The 22,004-nt window shown below is 61.3% G+C and carries 20 protein-coding genes; 15 read left to right on the forward strand and 5 right to left on the reverse strand.

Annotation, left to right across the window (positions count from 1 at the left end; all coding sequences use genetic code 11):
- Positions 1 to 38 precede the first annotated feature (38 nt).
- The 4 genes from AB8Z38_RS10225 to AB8Z38_RS10240 all read right to left on the reverse strand — a co-directional run bounded on the left by AB8Z38_RS10225 (position 39) and on the right by AB8Z38_RS10240 (position 6,740).
- On the reverse strand, positions 39 to 218 hold the full coding sequence (locus tag AB8Z38_RS10225) for a hypothetical protein (protein ID WP_369724745.1): 180 nt from the start codon (positions 216 to 218) through the stop codon (positions 39 to 41).
- Positions 219 to 437: 219 nt separating this feature from the next.
- Complete coding sequence (locus tag AB8Z38_RS10230) at positions 438 to 3,326, reverse strand: NHLP bacteriocin export ABC transporter permease/ATPase subunit (RefSeq protein ID WP_369724747.1); 2,889 nt, start codon at positions 3,324 to 3,326, stop codon at positions 438 to 440.
- Positions 3,323 to 5,458, reverse strand: coding sequence for an NHLP family bacteriocin export ABC transporter peptidase/permease/ATPase subunit (locus tag AB8Z38_RS10235; RefSeq protein ID WP_369724749.1), 2,136 nt, complete (start codon positions 5,456 to 5,458; stop codon positions 3,323 to 3,325). Before AB8Z38_RS10235 ends, AB8Z38_RS10230 begins: the two co-directional genes overlap by 4 nt.
- Before the next feature lie 16 nt (positions 5,459 to 5,474).
- Positions 5,475 to 6,740 carry an NHLP bacteriocin system secretion protein gene (locus tag AB8Z38_RS10240; protein WP_369724750.1) on the reverse strand — a complete coding sequence of 422 codons (1,266 nt, stop codon included), beginning with the start codon at positions 6,738 to 6,740 and terminating at the stop codon, positions 5,475 to 5,477.
- A 326-nt stretch (positions 6,741 to 7,066) separates the two neighbouring features.
- On the opposite strand from AB8Z38_RS10240, the gene AB8Z38_RS10245 reads away from it, so the two are divergent.
- The 15 genes from AB8Z38_RS10245 (at position 7,067) to AB8Z38_RS10315 (ending at position 20,950) form a co-directional block, all read left to right on the forward strand.
- Positions 7,067 to 7,513: a hypothetical protein gene (locus tag AB8Z38_RS10245; protein ID WP_369724752.1), complete on the forward strand. Its 447-nt coding sequence runs from the start codon at positions 7,067 to 7,069 to the stop codon at positions 7,511 to 7,513.
- A gap of 254 nt (positions 7,514 to 7,767) precedes the next feature.
- Complete coding sequence (locus AB8Z38_RS10250) at positions 7,768 to 7,947, forward strand: hypothetical protein (protein WP_369724745.1); 180 nt, start codon at positions 7,768 to 7,770, stop codon at positions 7,945 to 7,947.
- 55 nt (positions 7,948 to 8,002) lie between these two features.
- Positions 8,003 to 8,230, forward strand: coding sequence for a hypothetical protein (locus AB8Z38_RS10255; protein WP_369724754.1), 228 nt, complete (start codon positions 8,003 to 8,005; stop codon positions 8,228 to 8,230).
- A 755-nt stretch (positions 8,231 to 8,985) separates the two neighbouring features.
- Positions 8,986 to 9,309, forward strand: a complete 324-nt coding sequence (locus AB8Z38_RS10260; RefSeq protein ID WP_369724755.1) for a hypothetical protein — start codon at positions 8,986 to 8,988, stop codon at positions 9,307 to 9,309.
- Between the two features lie 181 nt (positions 9,310 to 9,490).
- Complete coding sequence (locus AB8Z38_RS10265; RefSeq protein WP_369724757.1) at positions 9,491 to 10,513, forward strand: substrate-binding domain-containing protein; 1,023 nt, start codon at positions 9,491 to 9,493, stop codon at positions 10,511 to 10,513.
- A 46-nt stretch (positions 10,514 to 10,559) separates the two neighbouring features.
- Positions 10,560 to 12,026: a sugar ABC transporter ATP-binding protein gene (locus AB8Z38_RS10270; RefSeq protein WP_369724759.1), complete on the forward strand. Its 1,467-nt coding sequence runs from the start codon at positions 10,560 to 10,562 to the stop codon at positions 12,024 to 12,026.
- Position 12,027: 1 nt separating this feature from the next.
- Positions 12,028 to 13,014: an ABC transporter permease gene (locus tag AB8Z38_RS10275; protein WP_369724761.1), complete on the forward strand. Its 987-nt coding sequence runs from the start codon at positions 12,028 to 12,030 to the stop codon at positions 13,012 to 13,014.
- A complete protein-coding gene (locus AB8Z38_RS10280; RefSeq protein WP_369724762.1) occupies positions 13,011 to 13,961 on the forward strand; it encodes an ABC transporter permease in 951 nt (316 codons plus the stop codon). The genes AB8Z38_RS10275 and AB8Z38_RS10280 overlap by 4 nt, the downstream gene beginning before the upstream one ends.
- Before the next feature lie 260 nt (positions 13,962 to 14,221).
- The gene (locus AB8Z38_RS10285; RefSeq protein WP_369724764.1) at positions 14,222 to 15,223 is read left to right on the forward strand and encodes an autoinducer 2 ABC transporter substrate-binding protein; all 1,002 of its coding nucleotides are present in this window, start codon (positions 14,222 to 14,224) and stop codon (positions 15,221 to 15,223) included.
- 108 nt (positions 15,224 to 15,331) lie between these two features.
- A complete protein-coding gene (locus AB8Z38_RS10290; RefSeq protein ID WP_369724766.1) occupies positions 15,332 to 16,816 on the forward strand; it encodes a sugar ABC transporter ATP-binding protein in 1,485 nt (494 codons plus the stop codon).
- A complete protein-coding gene (locus tag AB8Z38_RS10295; protein WP_369724767.1) occupies positions 16,809 to 17,813 on the forward strand; it encodes an ABC transporter permease in 1,005 nt (334 codons plus the stop codon). The genes AB8Z38_RS10290 and AB8Z38_RS10295 overlap by 8 nt, the downstream gene beginning before the upstream one ends.
- Positions 17,810 to 18,817 (forward strand): ABC transporter permease, encoded by a 1,008-nt coding sequence (locus AB8Z38_RS10300; protein WP_369724769.1) that lies wholly within the window; start codon positions 17,810 to 17,812, stop codon positions 18,815 to 18,817. The genes AB8Z38_RS10295 and AB8Z38_RS10300 overlap by 4 nt, the downstream gene beginning before the upstream one ends.
- Positions 18,818 to 18,823: 6 nt before the next feature.
- Positions 18,824 to 19,726: a carbohydrate kinase gene (locus AB8Z38_RS10305; RefSeq protein WP_369724771.1), complete on the forward strand. Its 903-nt coding sequence runs from the start codon at positions 18,824 to 18,826 to the stop codon at positions 19,724 to 19,726.
- Positions 19,656 to 20,240, forward strand: a complete 585-nt coding sequence (locus tag AB8Z38_RS10310) for a hypothetical protein (protein ID WP_369724772.1) — start codon at positions 19,656 to 19,658, stop codon at positions 20,238 to 20,240. The genes AB8Z38_RS10305 and AB8Z38_RS10310 overlap by 71 nt, the downstream gene beginning before the upstream one ends.
- The gene (locus tag AB8Z38_RS10315) at positions 20,237 to 20,950 is read left to right on the forward strand and encodes a class II aldolase/adducin family protein (RefSeq protein ID WP_369724774.1); all 714 of its coding nucleotides are present in this window, start codon (positions 20,237 to 20,239) and stop codon (positions 20,948 to 20,950) included. Before AB8Z38_RS10310 ends, AB8Z38_RS10315 begins: the two co-directional genes overlap by 4 nt.
- A gap of 130 nt (positions 20,951 to 21,080) precedes the next feature.
- On the opposite strand, the gene iolE is transcribed toward AB8Z38_RS10315, so the two are convergent.
- The gene (gene iolE / locus AB8Z38_RS10320) at positions 21,081 to 21,980 is read right to left on the reverse strand and encodes a myo-inosose-2 dehydratase (RefSeq protein ID WP_369724776.1); all 900 of its coding nucleotides are present in this window, start codon (positions 21,978 to 21,980) and stop codon (positions 21,081 to 21,083) included.
- Positions 21,981 to 22,004: the final 24 nt, after the last annotated feature.

Below are 22,004 nucleotides of genomic sequence, written 5' to 3' on the forward strand. Positions count from 1 at the left end.
AGCTGATGTGTGATGAAAAACGTTTGGACGTGTGGTTCTCAGCGGTGGAAGATGCCACCAGGCAACCAGGGGTTCGGGCCCAGGGGCGGTTGCGTCGTGATCTTGCCATTCACGATCCACGGGCCGATGCAGCCTCCGTCATTGATGAAGCCACCGCACACGGAGCCCAATTCGCGCTCGTCCAGCTCTCTACGGTCTCGATTGCTGCGCTCAGTCATATGTGTCTCCCGCTGTCGAGGAGGGGGACATCCCCTCTCATCTGGTGGTCGCAGGAGTAGCGCGGGCTGCTTCGCTAGGCTGTGATGCTTGTCACAGAGGCAAGCGACTGGCTTTTTTCCGGGAAATGCTCGTCAGCTTCGCACCTGCACTGCAGTTTCGGGAGGCTTGCAAAGATGAAGATTGTTTTCTGGAGGGAATGGACCGTGGGTTACGGCGGATCAAAGCATCTGCCGCTGCGCGAACGCGGCAAAAGCGCCAGCAGCGGCGGTCAACTCCTCAAAGGTTCCGGCTTCGACGATCTTGCCGTCGACCAGCACGATGATCCGATCCGCAGTCCTGACGGTGCTCAGCCGGTGAGCGATGACGATCCGGGTGACGTTCAAATTCTCCAACGCATCACTGACGATGGCCTGGGATCGATTGTCGAGCGAGCTCGTTGCCTCGTCGAACAGCAAGACGCGCGGACGTCGCGCGATGGCGCGCGCGATCATGACGCGCTGCCGTTGTCCTCCGGAAAGCGTACTGACGCCTTCGGACACCTGGGTCAGCATGCCCATCGGCATCGCCTTGATGTCTTCTTCAATTCCGGCGAGCCGGGCGGCTTCCCATACCTGGTCGAGCGAAAGCCGAACTCCACCGCAGATATTCTCGTAGATGTTCCCGTTCGCGAGCCGAGCACTTTGCAAGACAACGCCGAGCTGGCGCCGCAAAGCACTTACGTCGAGCGTCTCAATTGATTTTCCGTCGTAGAACACCGCGCCCGACTCCGGTCGCTCGAACCCCAGCAAGAGCCGGAACAAGGACGACTTTCCGCCGCCGGATGGACCGACGATCGCGACGTATTCTCCCGGCGCGATCTTCAAGGTGACGTTGTCGAGCACCAGAGGGCCACTCGACAGATACCGGAAGGACACGCGCGCAAGCTCGATCGAACCGGACAGCTCTCCCGGCGCCTTGCGGTCGTCTGAAATCTCAGTCGGGCTCGCGATCAGAGGCCGCAACCGGAGCAGCGGGGGTATCGCAATGAGCGCCTCACTGACACCGCCGGCCCAGGAGCCGACCGCACCCATCGATTGCCCGAAGGCGGAAAAGAACGCGAAGAACGTGCCGAGATCCGTGAGCAGCTTGCTGTTCGAATAGGATGCATAGGCAAAGATGATCAGCGTCGCGATCGTCGGAAATGCCGTCTCGAACGCGCCGAGGCCGTTGCTGGCAAGTTGCGAGGACACGAAATACTGCTTTTGCGTCGCGAACTGCTTCGACCAGATTCCGAGCGCGCGCCCGGTCGCCCCCGACACCCGCAACTTGCCGACACCCGTCAGCAACTGGAGAACGAACCCGCTGACCTTGCCCTGCTGGTTGAAGTGCTTGTTCTCGAAATACAGCCGCAGCAGGTTGGTGGAGATGATGGCTGCCGCCCTGACGAATGTCAGCCCAATCGCGAGCAACGCCAGCTTCGGGCTGTAGTAGACCATCAAGCCGAGGCTGAAGATGCAGAACAGGCCTGCGATCATGCCGCGCAATGCGTGGCCCGTCAGCGCACGCCGCGCGGCGTCGATGCCCATCGCGCGGTCGACCAGTTCGCCCGCCGTGAATTCCCGAAAGATGGCCGTCGGCAGCCTTAGCAGGCGATCGATCATCGCCGACTGCAATCGCCAGTCGATCGTCGCTTCCATGCGAAGCATGACGAGGCCCTGCATAACCTGAACGCCGGCTACCGCCAGAGCCGTCAGGCCCAGCGCGAGCGCGCAGAAGACGAGCTGGTCAAGCTCCGATCTCGGGATGATCGAGCTGATCAGCAGATTGGTGACAAGGGGCGTCACCAGCGACAGAAGCCCGATGATTACGACCGCCAATGCGATGCGCAGACCGCTACCTCGCGCATAGCGAAGGGCAAATTGAAGAAGGTCCCTGAACTTCAGGGAGCGTGAGGGCAGCGGCGGATAGAACATCGCCGCTTCCGGAGCGATCTGTGCCGCCACGGCGCGATTGACGGCCGAACGCGCTTTCGTCAGCGGATCGACCATGATATAGCCGCGGCGCGGCTCGTGGACCAGAGCGACCGGCTCGCGCTTCTCGCCGAACCAGCCGACCAGCGGGCCGGCATCGGTTCGCCACCAGTCCGACCGGAGCAGGACCTGCCTTAGCCGCAGACGGGCATCCAGCGCGATTTGCGTCAGGCCAGTGAATTCCTGCCGGCTGCCCTCGACCCGGCCTGAGATCGCAATTGGTGTGCGCATCGCGCTTCCGACGAGTTGGCAGGCGCCGGCCAGACGGTCGGAATATGATGCATCGACCGCGTCATGATCGAAGCGCCGCACGATGATGCCGGACAGGCGGTCGAAGGCTTCGATGGACTGCGACGCCGCGAGAGTGGTCCGGCTGACCAGGCGCTCGCTCTCGCCCACCCTCTCATTGGCCAGAATGCGTTGGACGCAGGCCACGAAGCTCTGGTGGAACTGATCGATTGCCGGCCAGATCGAGGCCGGCATTACGCCGGCTGCGACTACGCCACACCCTTCCTCGCCCGCCTCGACCCACAAGCCAGAGGTGAGCGGCAGCGGCTGGCTTCCAGCGGCGCAAGAAACGGCAACGCCCATCAGCCTGAGGACGCCGCGCTCCACCGTCAGCCAGAGCAGTCCACGCATGGGTCCCCGGCCGCATTCGTTCGGGAGCAGTTGGGCTTCGCCCACCGGCAACTCCGTCATTTGCCACAACGGCGCAGGTCCAGCGACGAAGCGCGCCAGCCGCTCGATCCAGCGGGTGGCCTGAGCTGCCGATGTGCGATCAGACCGGGCGTGCGCAGACGCGCGCGTGCTGTCGGTGCCGACCGCGATGAAGCTCACGCCGCGTCCTGCCGAGACCGCGAGCGCCGGGAGATCGGGGACGACATCGCCGCTTTCGATCCGAAACAGATGGTGTCTGCTCCCGTATTCCCCATCCTCGACATCCACGGCGAAGATGTCCAGATGACCGGCGACGACCTCCAACACATGGCCGTGGTGATCGAGCCGGATAGGCCTGCGACCATCGAGCGTCATGTCGATCGGAAGCTCCGCCGAGACGAGGCTCGCGCAGGACACGATGTTTTCAGCCGAATGGATCATTCCTGCGACACCAGCCTTGCATATTCGCCGTCGAGGGCCAGCAGGCTCTCGTGCGTCCCGCGCTCGACGACCTTGCCCTGTTGCAACACGACGATCTCGTCGCAATCCCTGATCGTGCTCAGACGATGTGCGATGATGATGCAGGTGCAGCCGGTTCGGCGCAGATTGTCGTCGATCGCCTTCTCCGTGACCGGATCGAGCGCGGCCGTGGCTTCATCGAGAACGATGACGGAGGGGCGGCCGACGAGAGCACGCGCGATCTCGATGCGCTGACGCTGCCCTCCGCTGAAATTCGTTCCACCCTCGCTGACGTAAGTATCGTAACTGCCGGTCCTGATGGCGATCTCGTCCTGGATCTGCCCGTCTTTCAGTGCCCTGGTCAGATCGAGGTCCGGCGTCGTCCGGTCCCAAAGCGTGAGATTGTCCCGCACCGTGCCCTCGAACAGGAAAATATCCTGGTCCACGTAGGCGATCGAGTTGGCGAGGATCTCGGGCGGGACGTCCCCAAGCGGGACCCCGTCGATCAGGATCTCGCCGACCCACGGCTTGTTGAGGCCGCAAATCAGGCGGCCCAGCGTCGATTTACCGCTTCCGGATGCGCCGACAAGCGCGACGCGCGATCCCGGACTGACGGCAATCGAAAGGTCTGCGATCAGCGGAGGTTCGAGCAGCGAATAGCCGAACTGCACGTTTCTCAGTTCGACGCGTCCGGCGAGCTTTGCGGGGAAACGCCTTTCGGATCCGCCCTCCTTCGGCTTGTCGCCGAGCGGATAGTTGTAGACGTCTTCAAGGCGATCGAGCGCACCCCGGATCAATTGAAAGCCGCTGGCCTGGTTGACCAGCATTGCGACGGGGTCCGAGAAGCTTGCCATCAGGGACTGGAATGCGACGAGGCTGCCGAGCGTCAGCGACCCTTCAGTCACCCGCAAACCTCCAAGGATGAGGATCGCCGTCACGGTCAGTCCGGAAATCAGGGTCGGGATCATGTCGAGCATGATCGACGACGAGGCGAGCTCGCGCTCGGCGTTGAGAAGCTTGGCCTGAACGCCGGACCATTGTCCGAACGCCTCGTCCTCGAGCCCGCTTGCCTTGATCGTCTCGATGGTCCTGACGATGCTGACCACCGCCCCGAGCGACTTTCCTCGCTCTTGTGAGAGCCCGCGACTGAGGTCCTCGCGACGCCGGTGCGAAAGCCGCAGGAACAAAACGTTGAGCAGCGACAAGGCAATGCAAATCGCGGCAAGCCAGAGATCATAGACCGCCATCGCGAACGCAAAGAACACGACCGAGGTAAGATTGAGCACGTTCGCCGCAATTCCGCCCGCAAGCAGCCGCGCGATCTGCTCGTTGGCCAGGACGCGCGTCGCGATGTCTCCGGCGTGGCGTTGAGTGAAGAACTCCATCGGCAATGCCATCACCCGCCAGAGAAACCGGCTGATCATCACAACCGATAGCTTCGTCTGCAGTCTCAGCAGCAGGGATTGCTGGAGCAGCGTCAGGACCGTACGGATCAGTGCGGTGATGGCCATCCCGACAAGAAGGGGACGCAACCACCCGTCCAAATGCTGGATCAGGACGTCGTCGATGAAGATCTTCGAGAAGCTCGCAGCGACAAGGCCCGGAACAACCGTGACGAAGCTGAGCAGGACGAGAAGTCCGACGGCAGATTTCGAGCCGCGCAGCTCGCGGACGAGGAGGCGCAGTCCGCCGGGCTTGCTTCCTTGCGCGACGAACCCGGCCGCGGGCTCCATGGTGAGCACGACACCGGTGAAACTCCTGTCGAGTTCATCGATGCCGATTCGCCTTCGCCCAAAGGCGGGGTCGTTGATATAGGCGAACTTGCCGTCAATTCCGTCGAGAACGACGAAGTGATTAAAGTTCCAGTGAATGATGCAAGGCGTCGGCGTTGTGCGAAGTGTTGCGACCTCCTGCCGAAATCCCTTGGCAGACAGGCCGAAGCGCCGTGCGGCCCTGACGACGTTGCTCGCCTTGCTGCCATCGCGTGACACGCCGCATTCGACACGCAACTGCTCGAGCGGCACCCAGCGGCCATAGTGCGCCAGCACCATGGCAAGACAGGCCGCGCCGCATTCCGCCGCCTCCATCTGCAGGACGGTCGGCGTTTTCTTCACTCCTGGAGTTGGAGACCTATCCATCGATCCCGGTCAGCTTCCTGAGGAGAGGAATAACGAGATCCAGCGGGCGCCGGTTTCGGGTGGTGATTTCGGCTTGGGCGAGCGTTCCGCTGGTCAGGTGAACCTGCGGTCCCTTGCCAACGGCCCATCGATAGCCGCTCGTCGTCGAGTCGTCCCGCTCCAGGGACACGGCGACGGCATAGGGCGCGCCGTCGTGGGAGAACACCTTAACCAGCTGGTCATTGTGGAGCACCGCAGTCATGCCTTGCGGAGTCACGGGAAACTCCGACACGCTCGAGACGGTCCCGATCATCGTGCCGAACTCCTCGCGCTTCACGGTGCTGGGTGCGATGCGGACCTGGGAGCCCGGCTTGACGCTCTTGCCCTGCTCGGCGGGGACATAGATCACCGCCTCGAGCTTCGAGCCCTCGTCTTCAATCAGGACGACCGGCGTACCGACGGCGAGCACCGAACCAGTCGATATCTTGGTTTCGAGCACGCGCCCCGTAATCGGACTGAGAACCTGAGAATTGCGCCCCAGGGTTCCAGCCAGCGCCTGCATCTCTCGGCGCGCATTATTGGCCGCGAACTCGGCCTGCTGCAATTCATGCTCGCGCTGCGTTTCGAGATCGGATTGCTGGGCGTGCAGCTTGAGAATCTCGTTTTGCGAATCCGTCCGGCGCTGCTGCGCCTCGGTCAACTCAAGACGGCGATCTTCCAGCGTCTTCCGCGTGGTCAGCCCTTTGGCCATAAGCTGCTCGAGATTCTTCACGTCGAGGTCCAGCGACTGAACGCGCTGCCCGGTCGCCTCGATGACCTTGTTGAAGGCGGCTTCCAGCTTTTGGAGATTGGAGACCTTGACCGAGAGTTCCGACCTGACCTTTGCGGCCATTTCGTCGTGCTCGCGCTGGCGTTCCTTGTAGGTCTCCACCGCATCTGCGTACTTCTGCTCGATGTCGGTTTGCGAAATCTGGGCAATCAACTGGCCCCGTTCGACATGGTCGCCAACGGAAATGCTGAGCGAAGCGAGCCGTCCTTCCGCGGCAGAGACTGCATCGACGACGCGGCCGCTGCCGACCAGAATTCCCTGTCCCGATACACGCGAGGGAATCCGGCCGTAGATTCCCCAGACGAGCGCCGCCACCAGTGCGGCCGTCACGACAAGCGCCAGGATCCAGTCGGCCGGCTTGGTGATAGAGACGAGATGGTCGAGTTCGTCGGGCGACGCCGCGCGTTGCAACGCGCTGGCACGGAAAATACGTTCGGGGCCATCATTCACGGCTCAATCCCCCGCAAATCATCTGGGCGCAACCGCTTGTCGTTGGTCAAATCGGCGTTAAACGCCCGGAGTATGCTCCGATGATACATAGGAGCCGTTAGTGGCACAACGGGTCGCGACGAGCCTTGCCGGCCAAGACGCGCGCGGCTTTGCGGAAAATACGATTGAGCGATCGGTTGTGCGGCGCTAAGCTCACGCGGAGAATTTCACGGATTTGTCGGGGCAAAGGACGTCGAGCGCCTCAAATGAGATGGCAAGCGGATAGCGTCCCACTTACCGCAACGGCGCGTGTGGTCGTCACTCGACTAGTGTGGCAATGCCTTGGATTGCTGGTCGCAACGAAAGTATGCCTGGCCGGAGTCCTGAGCCCGGCTGAATTGAAGAGAGTCGAAGATCTGAGGCCGATGTTTGCCGGCTTGATGGCAGACCTCGTCCAGACCTCGAAGCGGACCGACATACCCGCCGTCGAAGCAGATTGCGTCAAGTCCACCGTTCAAAATCTTGTCGAGATTTCCCAAGAGCTGTCCAGTTTCGAATATCTGATTACGATCGAGAAGGAACTAACGAGCGTCAGCGAGAATGACCCGACCCGCGGCGTGGTGAAATTTGCCATCGACCAGTCGACCAATATTCTTACCAGCCAGCGCAGAAAGATTGCGCAACTTCCCGATCAATGCGCCAGGTCGGCTTTTGCGTTGGCCAAATCCCAGCAGGCCCTGCAGGTTGTCGACGCGGCGACCGGAGTTTTGAATTCCATTCGCTCCCGGCTTTGAGGCATGTGCGCGCTGGTCGCGATTCCTGAGCGCAACCGCTCGGCGCTTCGGGTCAAAACCTGCAGTTAGGAAGCTCCGGTAACTCGGCGAAAGCTACCACTCCTCCGACGCACCCGCCGCGAGGCCAATTCGTTCCCCCTCCTGCTTGAGAGCGCTCCTGTGACCCGCCTCACAGTCTAAAGAAACCGCCCGCGGTACTCCTGCGATCACCAGATGAGAGGGGATGTCCCCCTCCTCGACAGCGGGAGACACATATGACTGAGCGCAGCAATCGAGACCGTAGAGAGCTGGACGAGCGCGAATTGGGCTCCGTGTGCGGTGGCTTCATCAATGACGGAGGCTGCATCGGCCCGTGGATCGTGAATGGCAAGATCACGACGCAACCGCCCCTGGGCCCGAACCCCTGGTTGCCTGGTGGCATCTTCCACCGCTGAGAACCACACGTCCAAACGTTTTTCATCACACATCACCTCAACAGGAGTGACTGAAATGCTGAACCTGGAACATGCAAAATCGGAAATCATCGAACTGAACGATGCGGAACTTGAAATGGTCGTCGGCGGCAACTGGCTCGGCGACGCCTTCCGTGCCATCGGCGGCGCCATCAGAGACGCTGCCGAATGGGTCGGCGGCCTTATCTTTGGCGGCTTGCAGGGCCCCGGCAACCAGCGCGGTCCGTTTGGCCCGGGATCGGGCCCGGGGCAGCCGCCCTTCTGAGCTCGTTTTCCCGGAGCTGCTCGCGAATTGGAGGTCGCCTCAGTCGGCGGCCTCTTTCGTTTTGGGCTCTAACAGCACGGTTGACCATTGCGAGCTTGCGATCGGGATGAAGTTCATTGGCCGCAGTACCCAAACGATCTAAGGTGCGTCGCGTAGTTGCCCGTAGATCGGAATGGCCAGGGTGTGATGAGCAAGCCTAGAACGAGTGGCGGAAAAGGCTTATTGGCGGCAACCGCCGTGAGCGCAAGCCTGCTCCTGAACACCTATGCAGCGACAGCTCAGAACAGTCAGCCAGCGCTTTCTTCGGAGCAAATCGGCCAGATCGTGAAGAGCGCTGATCGCACTGCAGCAGATCGAACCAACGATCAACGGCGCAAGCCTGAGCAGATGCTTGCGTTCATCGGCATTCGTCCGGTATCGTCGCACTCGATCTCAGCGCGGGCGGAGGCTACACCACCGAGCTGCTTGCTCGGGCAATCGGGCCCTCGGGTAAAGTTTACGGTCAGAGCCGGCCGCGTGACCCCAATCAGGCCCCGACGCCCCGCGTCGCACCAGAGGGCAACAGTAACCCGACCACCACGCCGAGCGCGGCGCCTGCAGCGCCAGCAAGCACACCACGCCCGTCCCCTGTCGCCCTCGCCGAACGTGATAACAATCTCCGAAGCAACGGCGTCCCGGCCGCACCCATCGTTGCGCTCTCCCGACCGTTTGAAGACCCCGTTCCATCCGAGCTTGCGCCAGAACGCCTCGATCTCGTGACCCTGATGTTCAACTACCACGACCTGGGACACCTCGGCGTCGATCGCGCGGCCATGAACAAAGCAGTCTTTCGCGCGCTCAGGCCGGGAGGCCTTTACGTCATTGCTGACCATTCGGGTCGATCTGGTACCGGCATCTCCGAATCCGGCACTTTGCATCGGATCGAACAAGCGTTTCTTCAGCAGGAAGTCGAAGCGGCCGGATTCAAGCTGATCGAACAAGGCGATTTCCTGCGCAATCCGAACGATCCCAGAGATAAAAATACACCCGATCCGCCCCAACCCAAGGACGAATTCGTGCTCAAATTCATGAAGCCTTGAGTCCGACCGGAGCGACATTCGGAGTGGTGGAAACGCGTCGCGACGGTTGTCGCTTCAACTGCGGCGGGCGGCAAACCAGCTTGTCGAACCGGCATCGCGACGATATCGTTCTCAAGGACTCCGGCGAAAATTCAAATGTTCGGAGCCGTGCAAGACCAAACGCTCGGGGAGGAGCATTACCATGAAATCCGCCATCGCAATCCTGGCTTGCTGCGCGGTCGGCAGCACGATCCTCGCTGGATCGGCTTTTGCCGGCACGAGTGACAAGAAAATCGCATTTTCCAACAACTACGCCGGCAATTCGTGGCGGCAGGCGATGCTCAAGAGCTACGATATCGTCACTAAGAAGGCGGTCGCGGACAAGTTGGTCGGAGCGGCGGATGTTTTCACCACTGCGGACAAGGACGTGCCTACCCAGGCCGCGCAGATCCAGAACCTGATCCTGCAGGGCTACAACGCCATTGTCATCAACGCGTCCTCTCCCGATGCCCTGAATGGTTCGATCAAACAGGCCTGCGATGCCGGCGTGGTCGTGGTGTCCTTCGACGGCATCGTCACCGAACCCTGCGCTTATCGCGTGGTCGTCGACTTCAAGGCCATGGGCAAAGAGGAAGTCGAGCAGATGGTCAAATTCCAGCCCGCCGGCGGCAATTTGCTCGAAATTCGCGGCCTCGCCGGGACCTCGATCGACGACGCCATCCATGCGGGCATCCTCGAAGGGGTCAAGGCCCATCCCGAGTTCAAGATTGTCGGGTCGGTAACCGGCGATTGGGACCAGACCACGGCGCAGAAGGCGGTCGCGACAGTCCTGCCGTCGCTGCCCGCCGTTGTCGGCGTGGTCGATCAGGGCGGCGACGGCTATGGCGCGGCCCAGGCGTTCGCCGCTGCGGGCAAGCCGCGGCCCACTATCATCATGGGCAACCGGCAGGACGAACTGGAATGGTGGAAGGAGCAAAAGGCCAAGGACGGCTATCGCACCTGGTCGGCCTCGATCGCGCCCGGTGTATCGACGCTCGCTTTCTGGGTCGCTCAACAGGTGCTGGACGGCAAGAAGGACATGCCGCACGACCTGCTGGTGCCTTACCTTGCCTTCACGCAGGACAATTTCGAGGCCGAATTGCCCAACATCCCGAAGGGCAGCGTCGCCACGCATGAGTATACGCAACAGGACGCCATCGCTGCGATCAAAGCCAACATGAAGTAATGGCTCGAAACGGACGAGGTCTCGCAGTCACCAGGTGCACGACGTAATGGTCGTTGCGAGCCCGGTTGTCGTCAAGCTGGACGGCGTCGAAAAGCGTTTCGGCGCCGTCCGCGCGCTGGGCGGTGTCGATTTGCGCGTCGAACAAGGTGAATGCCTCGGGTTGGTTGGGCATAACGGAGCCGGCAAATCAACGCTGATGCATATCCTGGCGGGGACCTCAGTCCCCGATCGCGGGCGCATCGTGCTTTGCGGCGATGAGCAGGCGCGCTATTCGCCGGCTCACGCCAAGAGGCTTGGTGTCCGGTGCGTCTTCCAGGAGCTCTCCCTGTGTCCCAATCTGACGGTTGCTGAGAACGCCCGCGTATTTCATCCCGCACTCCGCGGCTTCAACTGGCGACGAAGGGCCGGCGCGCTGATCGTCGACAAACTTGACGAAATCTTCCCCGGTCATGGAGTCGGCGCCTCCGACCTGGTTCAGGACCTCGCGATCGGGCGACGCCAGATGGTTGAGGTGGCGCGTGCCTTCACCGCCACGGATGAGCCGGTCCGCCTCGTCATTCTGGACGAGCCGACCTCCTCGCTCGATGCTCACACCGCCGGGCAGCTGCTCTCCTATATGCGACGCGCCGTCGCCGAAGGCATCAGCTGCATCTTCATCTCGCATCTTTTAGGTGAAGTGCTGCAAAACTGCGATCGCATCGTTGTGATGCGCGACGGCAAGACGGTTGCCGCCGATCGCGCCGAAGCCTTCGATCGCGACAAGCTGGTGACGGTCATGGGCGGCGAGGCGCAGGAACGCGAAGCGCGCGTCGGCGACCGCCTTTCACGGACGCATTCGCCACTTCGTGTTCGCGCTCGGCCCGACCGCCAGACTGGCATTGCAGAACTGGTCGCGCATGAGGGAGAGATCATTGGGCTGGCCGGCCTCGCAGGTCACGGCCAGACCGAGCTGTTGCGTGCGATCTTTTCGGCGGCGACTCGTGCTCGCGCGGGCATCGAGGTTACCGCAACAGTTGCGCTCGTCGCGGGCGACCGCCAGGCCGAGGGTGTTTTCCCGGACTGGTCGATTTCGGAAAACATCGGCATCTGCTCGATCGGAAAGCTCAGCCGTGGCCTGCTGATTTCGCGTCAACGTGAGGAGGCACTGGCTAATTTCTGGCGTGACAAGATCGGGATACGAACTCCCGATGTCCGCAACAACATCCTTACGCTCTCGGGCGGCAACCAACAAAAAGCATTGTTCGCCCGCGCGCTTGGTTCGGATGCCCGCATCGTGCTGATGGATGATCCCATGCGCGGCGTCGATGTCGCCACCAAGCTCGAGGTCTATGACCTGATCGGCGAGGAGGCGCAGACCGGCCGGACTTTCCTTTGGTACACGACTGAAACCGACGAGTTGAGGAAATGCGATCACGTTTATGTTTTTCGCAACGGCGCCATCGTCGCCGATCTGACCCGCGACGAACTCACCGAGGAGAGGGTCATCCAGTCATCATTCACGGAGCCGAACTGAGATGACGGCCGTAACGACCGCGGCAGCGCCGTCGAAGTCGCGCGCGACGGGCAGGCTCAAGGTGCCGCGCTTGTTGCGCGCGCTGCTGCCGGCTCTGTCGCTTGCGCTGGTGCTCGCGGCAATCGCCACTCTCAATCCGCGCGCGATCAGCTATTTCGGCTTCACGCTGATGCTCAACCTTGCGATTCCGATCGCGCTGGCCACCATCGCGCAGATGTTCGTCATCGCCGGGAACGACCTCGATCTGTCGATCGGTGCCTTCGTCGGGTTTGTCGGCTGTGTCACCGCGACCTATTTGCGCGATGCGCCGCTGTTCGGAATCGTGGTGCTGCTGGGCTGCGTCGGTAGCTACGCGGCCGTTGGCGCCTTGATCCATCTGCGCAATCTGCCCTCGATCGTGGTGACGCTCGGCATGAGCTTCGTCTGGCAAGGGCTTGCCATCCTGCTGTTGCCGAAACCCGGGGGCCGAGCGCCGGACTGGCTGCTGGCGGTGATGGGCCTGAAGCCACCGCTGGTCCCCTTTCCCATCTTGGCCGCGCTCGTGATCGCGGTGGTCGCCCATCTCGGCCTGATGCGGACATCCTATGGCGCCATTCTGCGCGGCTCGGGGGGCAACGGGATCGCCATCAGCCGTGCCGGCTGGTCCTTGCTCAAGGCGAAAATGGCATTGTTCGCATTCACCGGCCTGTTCGGCGTGCTGTCGGGTCTGGCTCTGATCGGCATCACCACCTCCGCCGACGCCAATATCGGCAATGGCTACACCTTGCTCTCGATCGCCGGCGTCATCCTGGGCGGCGGCGAATTTGTCGGTGGCCGCGTCTCGCCAATAGGCGCGGTGATCGGGGCACTGACGCTGGCGCTCGCCGCTTCACCGCTCCTCACCTTCATGCATATTCCTCCCGATTGGCAAGTCGCAGCGAATGGTGCGATTCTCATCGTGGTGCTCGCTGCGCGGGTGCTGCTCAGTCCATCGGGAGCCGAGCGATGACGGACGTGGTCCGCAAGCTTCTGGCCAAGCCGTGGATTTGGTCTTACGCAGGCGCTTTGCTGGTCTGGTTGGCGGCGATTTTCTTCACACGCGGCTATGGCGCTGGCGGCATGATTACAGCCGCACTTTCGCTTGCGGTGTTTACCGTGGTGGTCGGCATCGCGCAGATGTTCGTCATCTCGCTCGGGCCGGGCAACGTCGATTTGTCGCTGCCGGCCAACATCGGGCTCGCCAGCGCGGTGGCCATGACAGTCATGTCCGGCGACGACGGTCTCGTCGCGATCGGCATGCTCGCCGCGCTCGCTTGCGGCCTCGCCATCGGAACGGTCAACTACCTGTTGATCTGGACGCTTCGCATTCCGCCGATCATCGCGACACTTTCCGCCAGCTTTGTCATCCAGTCGATCGACATCAGTTATGGTCGCGGCCTTCAGATCAAGCCGCCGCCGGGCTTTGCGGATTTCACCAACATTCAGATTCTCGGCATTCCCCTTCTCGCTATTCTCACCGTGGTTTTCACGGTCGCTGCCAACATTGCGTTGCAGCGCACCCTGTATGGCCGCTCGGTGCTCGCCATCGGCCAGAACATGAGGGCGGCGCGACTAGCCGGAATCAGGGTGGGGGTGGTCCGCTTTGCCACCTACGCGCTGTCGGGCACGCTCGGCGGTCTGGATGGCGCACTGCTGGCCGGCTATTTCCGCGGTGCCAATGTCGACATCGGCAACGAATATCTGCTGGCGTCTATCGCCGTCGTGGTGATTGGCGGCACATCGGTCGCCGGCGGCAAGGCGAATATTCCCGGCATCTGGGGCGCGTCGTTGTTTCTAGTGCTGCTGCTGACGATGCTCAATACCTTCGGCGTCAGCGCCGGGGTTCGGCTGTTGCTGACCGGTCTCATTATTGTCGGCGTAATTACTGCGGCCGGTGGCAAAAAAGCATTGGATTAGGCGCAGCGTACCTCCGTCCTGGAGCTTCGCGCGCACTCCAGCACCAACAACATCACGAACTCCCACGCTTTGCCGCAGTGCGAACGTGGTTGGCGAACCTGTCAGTTGCTTGACACGTTCTGGAGCGCTGGTCTCTAATCCGGCAAGGTCCTGCGGTTGGACAGGCACACTTTGCCCCCAAGCAAGAACAGGCTCGACTGCCCCGCGCGGCGACTGCCGGGTCAGGTGCAAAATGTAAAGTAGCTTCCTGGGAGGGAACAATGGACAGACGCCAGACGCTCAAGCTGATCGGTGGTACGGCCGCATTGGCCGGTGCGGGTTTTCCAGGCCTTGCCTTTGCGGAAGCCCAAAAGGAAATGGTCACGGTCGTGAAGATTGCGGGAATTCCGTGGTTCAACGCCCTTGAAAAGGGAATTCAGAAAGGAGCCAAGGACTTCAGCATCAACGCCACGATGGTTGGCCCGGCGAACGTCGATCCGGCACAGCAAGTCAAGCTGCTTGAGGATCTGATTGCCAAGAAAGTCAACGTGATCGGCTTGGTCCCGCTCGATGTGAAAGTCTGCGAGCCGGTGCTGAAGCGTGCCCAGGCCGCCGGAATCAAGGTCATCACGCATGAGGGTCCGGAACAGGAAGGCCGTGACTGGAATGTGGAATTGATCGACTCCGTTCGGTTTGGTGAGGTGCAAATGGAGCGCCTTGCCAAGGATATGGGCGGCGAAGGCGATTACGTGGTCTATGTCGGGACCCTCACGACGCCGCTTCACAACAAATGGGCAGATGCCGCGATTGCCTACCAGCAGAAGAACTTTCCGAAAATGAAGCTCGTCGCCGACCGCTTCCCCGGCGCCGACGAGATCGACACCAGCCAACGCACGACGCTGGACGTGATCAAGGCCTATCCGAACCTGCGTGGGATTCTGGGCTTCGGCTCGAACGGACCGATCGGCGCGGGCAATGCGGTGCGCCAGCAGCGCCTTGGCAAGAAGATTGCCGTGGTCGGCACCGTTCTGCCGAGCCAGGCGAAGTCGCTGATTGCGGATGATACGATCCGCGAAGGTTTCCTGTGGAATCCCACCGATGCCGGTTACGCCATGGTCGCGGTCGCCAAGCTCGTGCTCGATGGCAAGCCGATCACGGATGGCGTCGATATACCCGGGCTTGGCAAGGCAGCGGTCGATGTCGCCGGTAAGCAGATCAAGGTCGACAAGATCATGCGCATCAACAAGGAGACCATCGATGGGCTGATCGCCGGAGGACTCTAGGCCTATACCGGCTCAGCCGCCTCATTGCGCTGCATTCCCGGCCTGCCGGTCGGGAATGCGGTCCCACTCGACTGATCGCACGATCGAACGATCCATTGCAGGCGAACTTTGGCGACTTTCCTGGAAATGTCAGGCATATCGAAGCGCTTCGGCGGCGTGCACGCGCTCCGCGACGTCGATCTGACTCTGGAAGTCGGCGAGGTGCATTGCCTTGTCGGTGAGAACGGCTCCGGCAAGTCCACCCTGATCAAGATCATTTCGGGCGTCGAAGCCCCGGAGCCTGGCGGCCGGATCGTGATATCCGGCAAGGAATATCCCAAATTAAACCCGGTCTACTCCACGCATTGCGGCATTCAGGTCATCTATCAAGATCTGTCACTATTCCCCAACCTCACCGTCGCGGAGAATATCGCGATGGCGCACCATCTTGGCGGCATTCACTCGGTGAACTGGGAGTCGATGCGCGCGACCGCGAAAGCCACAATGGCAAAGATCGGGGTCGGGTTCGACCCGGACGCGAAAGTGTCCGAGCTCAGCATTGCCGGACGCCAGCTGGTCGCGATCTGCAGGGCCCTGGCTGCGGATGCCAAACTCCTGATCATGGATGAGCCGACGGCATCGTTGACACGCCACGAGGTGAACGCTCTCATCAAGCTCGTCAGCGAGCTGAAGCGCGCTGGGATCTGCGTCGTCTTCGTCAGCCACCGTCTCGACGAGGTGCTTGAAATCGCCGAGCGCGTGACAGTGCTGCGGGATGGCGTCAAGGTCGGTACTTTTGCCGCCGACACAATCGACGGGCGCAAACTCAGCCACCTGATGACCGGCAAGTCCTTCGACTACCAGGTACAGGCGCCAGAGATTGCTGCCGGCCCGGTCGTACTGGAGGTCGAGGGCTTGGGCCGTGACGGTGAGTATGAGGATGTAAGCTTGCAGTTGCGCGCAGGGGAAGTGGTGGGCCTCACCGGTCTGCTCGGCTCAGGTCGAACCGAACTTGCGTTATCGCTATTCGGCATGAAGCCGCCCGATCGCGGTAGCATCGCGCTTGACGGGCACCGGATCGCGCTCCGCACAAATGCAGAGGCGATCCGTCGAGGGATCGCCTATGTGTCCGAGGATAGGCTTACGCTTGGTCTCATCCTGAATCAGTCCGTCACGGCGAACCTCACACTGACTGTGCTGGAACGTCTGGCAGGCGCATTTGGCCTGATCGCCGCCCGAGCGCGTCAGAGCCACGTTGCGCGCTGGGTTACTGAACTCGGGATCAAAATCTCCAACCCGGCCAACGCGGTGAAAACGCTCTCCGGGGGCAATCAGCAGCGTGTCGTGCTCGGCAAATGGATGGCGACCAACCCGCGGGTGCTTATCCTCGATAGTCCGACCGTGGGTGTCGACATCAGCGCCAAGGACGGAATTTATGAAATCGTCCGACGGTTGGCCCGCGACGGCGTCGCAGTGCTGATGATATCCGACGAAATCCCCGAGGTCCTTTATCATAGTCATCGCGTGCTGGTGATGCGCGACGGGCGTTTGACAACCAATGTGGCTGCTGCAGCCATTTCCGAAGATGCGCTTCGGCAGGCGGTCAATGCCTGAATCCCACATTGCATCATTCAGCAGGTTTCGTCGCAGTCACGAGTTTTGGCTGCTGATCGTCATTCTCGGGCTTTGCTCCGGCCTGGGCTTCGCGAATGCCCAGTTCCTGACCATGCAGAATCTGTTTGACCTGCTGACCTCCTACGCCTTCGTCGGAATCTTGGCGCTCGGATTGCTGGTCGTGCTGATCGCCGGCGGGATCGACATCTCCTTCACCGCGACGGCGTCGGTAGCGCAATATGTCACACTCTCCATTGCCAATGCTTACGGCGCGAACTGGATCAGCGTCTTCGCCATCGCGATCGGGATTGGAGGTGCGCTCGGTGCCCTCAATGCGATCTTCATCCAGAAACTTCGAATACCATCGATCATCGTTTCGGTCGCAACACTGAACATTTTCTATGGGCTTCTGATCTTCTTCACCGGTGGCAAATACATCTATTCGCTGCCGGACTGGTTTGCGACGGGGATATTCTGGTTCGAATTCGAATGGGGCAAGGATAGCTCGTACGGGGTCAACTTGCAGATCCTCGCGCTTGCGCTGGCCTTTCTCGTCACCTGGCTCCTGCTCAACCGAACCAATATCGGCCGGCAAATATATGCCATGGGAGGCAATACCGATGCCGCGCAGCGGCTCGGCTTCCACATTTTCGGCCTCAACATACTGGTCTATTCTTACATGGGTGTCATGGCTGGAATCGCCTCCCTGGTCCAGGCACAACTGGCGCAATCGGTTGCTCCGACCGTTTTGGTAGGCAAGGAACTCGACGTGGTCGCCGCGGTCGTACTCGGCGGCGCCAGCTTGATGGGCGGCGTCGGTACCGTCCTCGGCACGTTTTTGGGCCTGACACTGCTCGCCGTACTCCAGAATGGAATCATTCTGCTGGGAGTTTCGTCCTACTGGTCGCCGCTCTTCGTTGGCCTGGTTATTCTCATTTCGGTCTCGGCGACCGCCTGGTCGCAGCGAGAGCGACGAACCCGCAGCGTGCGCGCATGAGTAATGCGCCCGCCCTCTCACTTCCCCGGCGTATGGTCGCCCTCGCCAGCAGCGGCACGGTTGCCACGCTCATCCTGCTGTTGCTCGCGCTCTGGGTGGTGTTCGCGATCATGATTGGCGACCGGTTCTTCTCGGTCGACACGCTGCAGTCCATGGCTTTCCAGATGCCGGAACTAGGCATCCTCTCGCTTGCGATGATGCTGGCCTTGCTATCCGGGGGACTCAACCTTTCCATTATCGCGACTGCCAATCTGTCCGGACTGACCATCGCCTTCCTGCTGACGCACTACATCCCCGGGACTCAGGGGCTTGCCTCAGCCGGCATTCAGGTGCTGGCGATCGCTGCAGGATTTGCGGTGGCCGCATTGGTCGGCCTCCTCAATGGTTTTGTCATCGCCTATCTCGGCGTTTCGCCGATCCTGGCCACGCTCGGGACGATGACGCTCTGCAAGGGCCTTGCGATCGGGCTGTCGCGCGGCAACGTCATCTCCGGATTTCCGGAGCCCATTGTATTTATCGGCAATGGAACAGTTTTCGGGGTACCCTTTGCTTTGATCGTACTTGCGTTCTGCGCCTTGCCCGTCGCGCTCATGCTGAACGCGACCCCGTTCGGGGCAAAGGTTTACATGATCGGCTCGAACGAGAAGGCGACGCGCTACTCCGGGGTCAATACCCGCGCCGTCCTCCTCAAACTGTATGTGCTTTCCAGCCTGCTCGCGGGTGTGGCAGCAGTGGTGATGCTTGCACGTTTCAATTCGGCCAACGCGGCATACGGCGAGAGCTATCTTCTGGTCACCATTCTCGCGGCCGTCCTCGGCGGCATCGATCCGTTCGGCGGCTTCGGCAAAGTCGGGGGATTGTTGCTTGCGCTGATCATCCTTCAGGTGATCTCGTCTGCGTTCAATCTTTTGAATCTCAGCCAATTCCTCACGCTGGCGATCTGGGGTGGAATCCTGATTGCCGTCGCGGCGGTTCCTCGTTTGAGCGGTAAAGCGCCGCGGTAGACAGCCATGACGTATTCGATCTCCTCGCCCCGGATCGCCGTTCTCGACATTGGCAAGACCAATCTGAAACTGCTGGTGGCGAGCGACGACGGCTGGTCGCTCGAAACACATACGATTGTTAATGTACCGGTCACTCAAGGCCCCTACCTCGCCTATGATCTTGTCGGGTTGGAACAGTGGTTTCTCGATAACCTTGCCGTCGCCTCTCAACGGCATGCGATTGGCGCCGTGATCGTGGCTGCGCACGGGTGCGGCGCGGTTCTCGTCGACGGTGATACGCCCGTGCTGCCGATGATGGACTATGATGCGGTCTCTCCGCCGGCGATCGACGAAGCTTATGCCCGGATCGCGCCCGCTTACGATGAGGTGTTTTGCGGCACCGGAGGCGCGATGCGGCTCGGAAAGCAGCTGCTGTGGCAGGAAAGCGCGTGTCCAGTCGAATTCGCCCGCGCAAAAACCTACCTGACAACCGCGCAGTTTTTCGCTTTGCGGCTCGGCGGACGTGCGGCCAGCGAAATCTCGCAGCTCGCGGCGCAGAGCCATATCTGGGACCTCATGCACCATCGGCCTTCTTCTCTCATGCGCAAGCGCGGCTGGAGCCATCTGCTGCCCGAACGCATACCCGCCGGTGCGGTGCTAGGGACGGTTTCGGAGTCCGTAGCCAGGCGCACCGGCCTGGCGCAATCGACCGAAATCCTCTGTGGCGTGCATGATTCCAACGCCAACCTGTTTCGCTACAAGGCTGCTGGCATGGCGGATGCCTCGATCCTATCGACCGGGACCTGGATGATCGGCTTTCAGCGCGGTCTTTCTCTGGACAAGCTCGATCGCGCGCGCGATGGTTCTCAATATCGATGTCGATGGGGAGCATGTACCCTCGACACTGATCGCGAGCGGCCGCGAATATGAGCTGATCCGCGGAGACAATCGCGCTTCTGATGCAGCGGTCCTTGCCGCATTGCCTACCCTGCTGTCGAAGGGAACCCTGGCTCTCCCTTCGTTCATCGGCGATGATGGATTGTTTCCGGGCGCGGCCCACCGCGGCCGGATCGTCGGACCGCGCCCCGAAACGCCCGCTGAATGGCAGGCATTGGCGGTGCTTTACGCTGCCTTCAGCGCAAACCGCTCGCTTGACGCGCTTGGGAGCTCGAAACGCATCATTATCGACGGTGGCTTTGCCGCAAACCTGCCCTTCGCCCGCTGCCTCGCCACTTTGCGATCCCAGCAGAGCGTCGGGATCAGTCAATCCCGGGACGGTACGGCGCTCGGCGCCGCCCTGCTGTGGCGGCGATTCTCGCGTACGCTGCCGGTTTCAAGCGTGATGCTTGAATCCGTCACATCACTCAGCAAGGATGGGTTCAATCCGGGCGACCTTTCCGCTGCCTACCAGTCCTGGATCGCCTTCTCGGAGCCCGCCTCATGACCGACCACATTCATGCCGATCTGCGCCAAGGCATTGTCGATACCTGCAGGGAGATGAATCGAAACGGACTCAATCAGGGCACATCCGGCAACCTGTCGCACCGCACTCCAAATGGAATGCTGATCACGCCGACCGGCCTCCCCTACGATCGGATGCAGCGAGAGGACATCGTCGCGATGGATTTTGCCGCGAACTACCAAGGCAACCATCGGCCGTCATCTGAATGGCGCTTTCACCGCGATATCCTTCAAGCACGCGACGACGTGAACGTGGTACTCCATACCCATTCGACCTTCAGCACGATCCTCGCGGTGCACGAACGGGGCATTCCCTGCTTCCACTATATGGTCGCAGTTGCGGGGGGCAACGATGTCCGCTGTGCGCCCTATGCTTGTTTCGGCACGCAGGCGCTATCAGACTACGCCCTCAAGGCCCTCGAAGATCGCAACGCCTGCCTTCTCGGCCACCATGGCTTGATCGTAACGGCCCACTCGTTCGAAAAGGCCCTTTGGCTTGCCGTCGAGGTGGAGACGCTGGCGAAGATGTACGTCCACGCACTTGCTATCGGCGAGCCGCCGCGCCTCAGCGAGACCGAAATGGGTCAGGTCCATGAACAGATGAAACGTATGAGCTACGGCCAAGCGCCTGACCTCGACGATATCCGCGATGTTCCGCGCGCCATAGCTGAGTCGAAACGGCCACCGCACTGACGGTGATGACAGCTGGCACCGGGTCAAGGGCGATGAGTGCACGGCAGTCCAGTGCGCGAAGGGCACTTGTGGATCGGCCTCCCTACGGCAATCCTCTCCACGCCGCAGGCTTATCGCTCGAGAAGTTCGATTAGGTGAGCCCCGCCTCATGGAGCGAAGCCCTGAGATGTGCGACGCCCTTCTTGGCGTAAACGAGCGGGTTGGCCTTCCTGGGATCCTGCTCAGCCTCGACCACGACCCACCCGGAATACCCCTTGAGCTCCGTAAAGATGGCGACGTAGTCAACCGAACCGTCACCCGGAACGGTATAGATTCCGAGTTTGTCGCCCTCCCCCAGCACGGCATCGAGAAAGCTCCAGTCCTTTGCATGGGCTTGCTCAAGAACGCTCGGGCGAACATCCTTGGCATGGACATGGCTGATCCGCGCGCGATATTTCCGCGCGAGCACGCCAGGATCGGCACCCGCCCACGTGGCGTGGCCCGTATCCAGCAGCAGGTGGACGGAAGGACCGGTCGCGGCCATCAGTGCGTCAATGTCATCGCCTGTCTCGACGATTGTGCCCATGTGATGATGATAGACGAGCCGCACGCCTTCGGTGATCGTGCGATCCGCCACCTGGGTAAGCCGCCGACCCCATTCGGCCCAGTCGCTCCCAAGGAGACGCGGCCGCTCGGAGAGACGTTTTGAACGATCGCCGTGGATCGCATTCGAGGTCTCGCAGAAGACAAGAACGTTCGAACCCATCGCTTTCAGCAGATCCAGGTGTGGACGTAGCCGCCGCATCTCCTCGTCGGCATCGCGCTTGAGCAGTTCCGCCGAATACCAGCCCGAAATGCACGCCAACCCGTACGGCGCGAGCGCCGCCTTCAACGCCTCGGGCTCGCGGGGAAACTTGTGCCCCAGCTCCATCCCGACGAAGCCGGCTTCCTTGGCTTCGGCAAGGCAGACCTCCAACGGCGTTTCTCCGCCGATACTCTGTAGATCGTCGTTGGACCAGCCGATGGGATTGGCGCCGATACGAATCGACATGCTGTTGAGCCTTCCTTCGTTGCC

Origin of the sequence: Bradyrhizobium sp. LLZ17 (assembly GCF_041200145.1) — a bacterium.
Taxonomy (GTDB): domain Bacteria; phylum Pseudomonadota; class Alphaproteobacteria; order Rhizobiales; family Xanthobacteraceae; genus Bradyrhizobium.

Coding starts and splice junctions, on each gene's coding strand:
- AB8Z38_RS10275 (WP_369724761.1), top strand. CDS start 12,028: ATGACGGCCGTAACGACCGCGGCAGCGCCGTCGAAGTCGCGCGCGACG.
- AB8Z38_RS10300 (WP_369724769.1), top strand. CDS start 17,810: ATGAGTAATGCGCCCGCCCTCTCACTTCCCCGGCGTATGGTCGCCCTC.
- iolE (WP_369724776.1), bottom strand. CDS start 21,980: ATGTCGATTCGTATCGGCGCCAATCCCATCGGCTGGTCCAACGACGAT.
- AB8Z38_RS10280 (WP_369724762.1), top strand. CDS start 13,011: ATGACGGACGTGGTCCGCAAGCTTCTGGCCAAGCCGTGGATTTGGTCT.
- AB8Z38_RS10265 (WP_369724757.1), top strand. CDS start 9,491: ATGAAATCCGCCATCGCAATCCTGGCTTGCTGCGCGGTCGGCAGCACG.
- AB8Z38_RS10315 (WP_369724774.1), top strand. CDS start 20,237: ATGACCGACCACATTCATGCCGATCTGCGCCAAGGCATTGTCGATACC.
- AB8Z38_RS10250 (WP_369724745.1), top strand. CDS start 7,768: ATGACTGAGCGCAGCAATCGAGACCGTAGAGAGCTGGACGAGCGCGAA.
- AB8Z38_RS10295 (WP_369724767.1), top strand. CDS start 16,809: ATGCCTGAATCCCACATTGCATCATTCAGCAGGTTTCGTCGCAGTCAC.
- AB8Z38_RS10225 (WP_369724745.1), bottom strand. CDS start 218: ATGACTGAGCGCAGCAATCGAGACCGTAGAGAGCTGGACGAGCGCGAA.
- AB8Z38_RS10285 (WP_369724764.1), top strand. CDS start 14,222: ATGGACAGACGCCAGACGCTCAAGCTGATCGGTGGTACGGCCGCATTG.
- AB8Z38_RS10255 (WP_369724754.1), top strand. CDS start 8,003: ATGCTGAACCTGGAACATGCAAAATCGGAAATCATCGAACTGAACGAT.
- AB8Z38_RS10230 (WP_369724747.1), bottom strand. CDS start 3,326: ATGATCCATTCGGCTGAAAACATCGTGTCCTGCGCGAGCCTCGTCTCG.
- AB8Z38_RS10270 (WP_369724759.1), top strand. CDS start 10,560: ATGGTCGTTGCGAGCCCGGTTGTCGTCAAGCTGGACGGCGTCGAAAAG.
- AB8Z38_RS10310 (WP_369724772.1), top strand. CDS start 19,656: ATGGTTCTCAATATCGATGTCGATGGGGAGCATGTACCCTCGACACTG.
- AB8Z38_RS10305 (WP_369724771.1), top strand. CDS start 18,824: ATGACGTATTCGATCTCCTCGCCCCGGATCGCCGTTCTCGACATTGGC.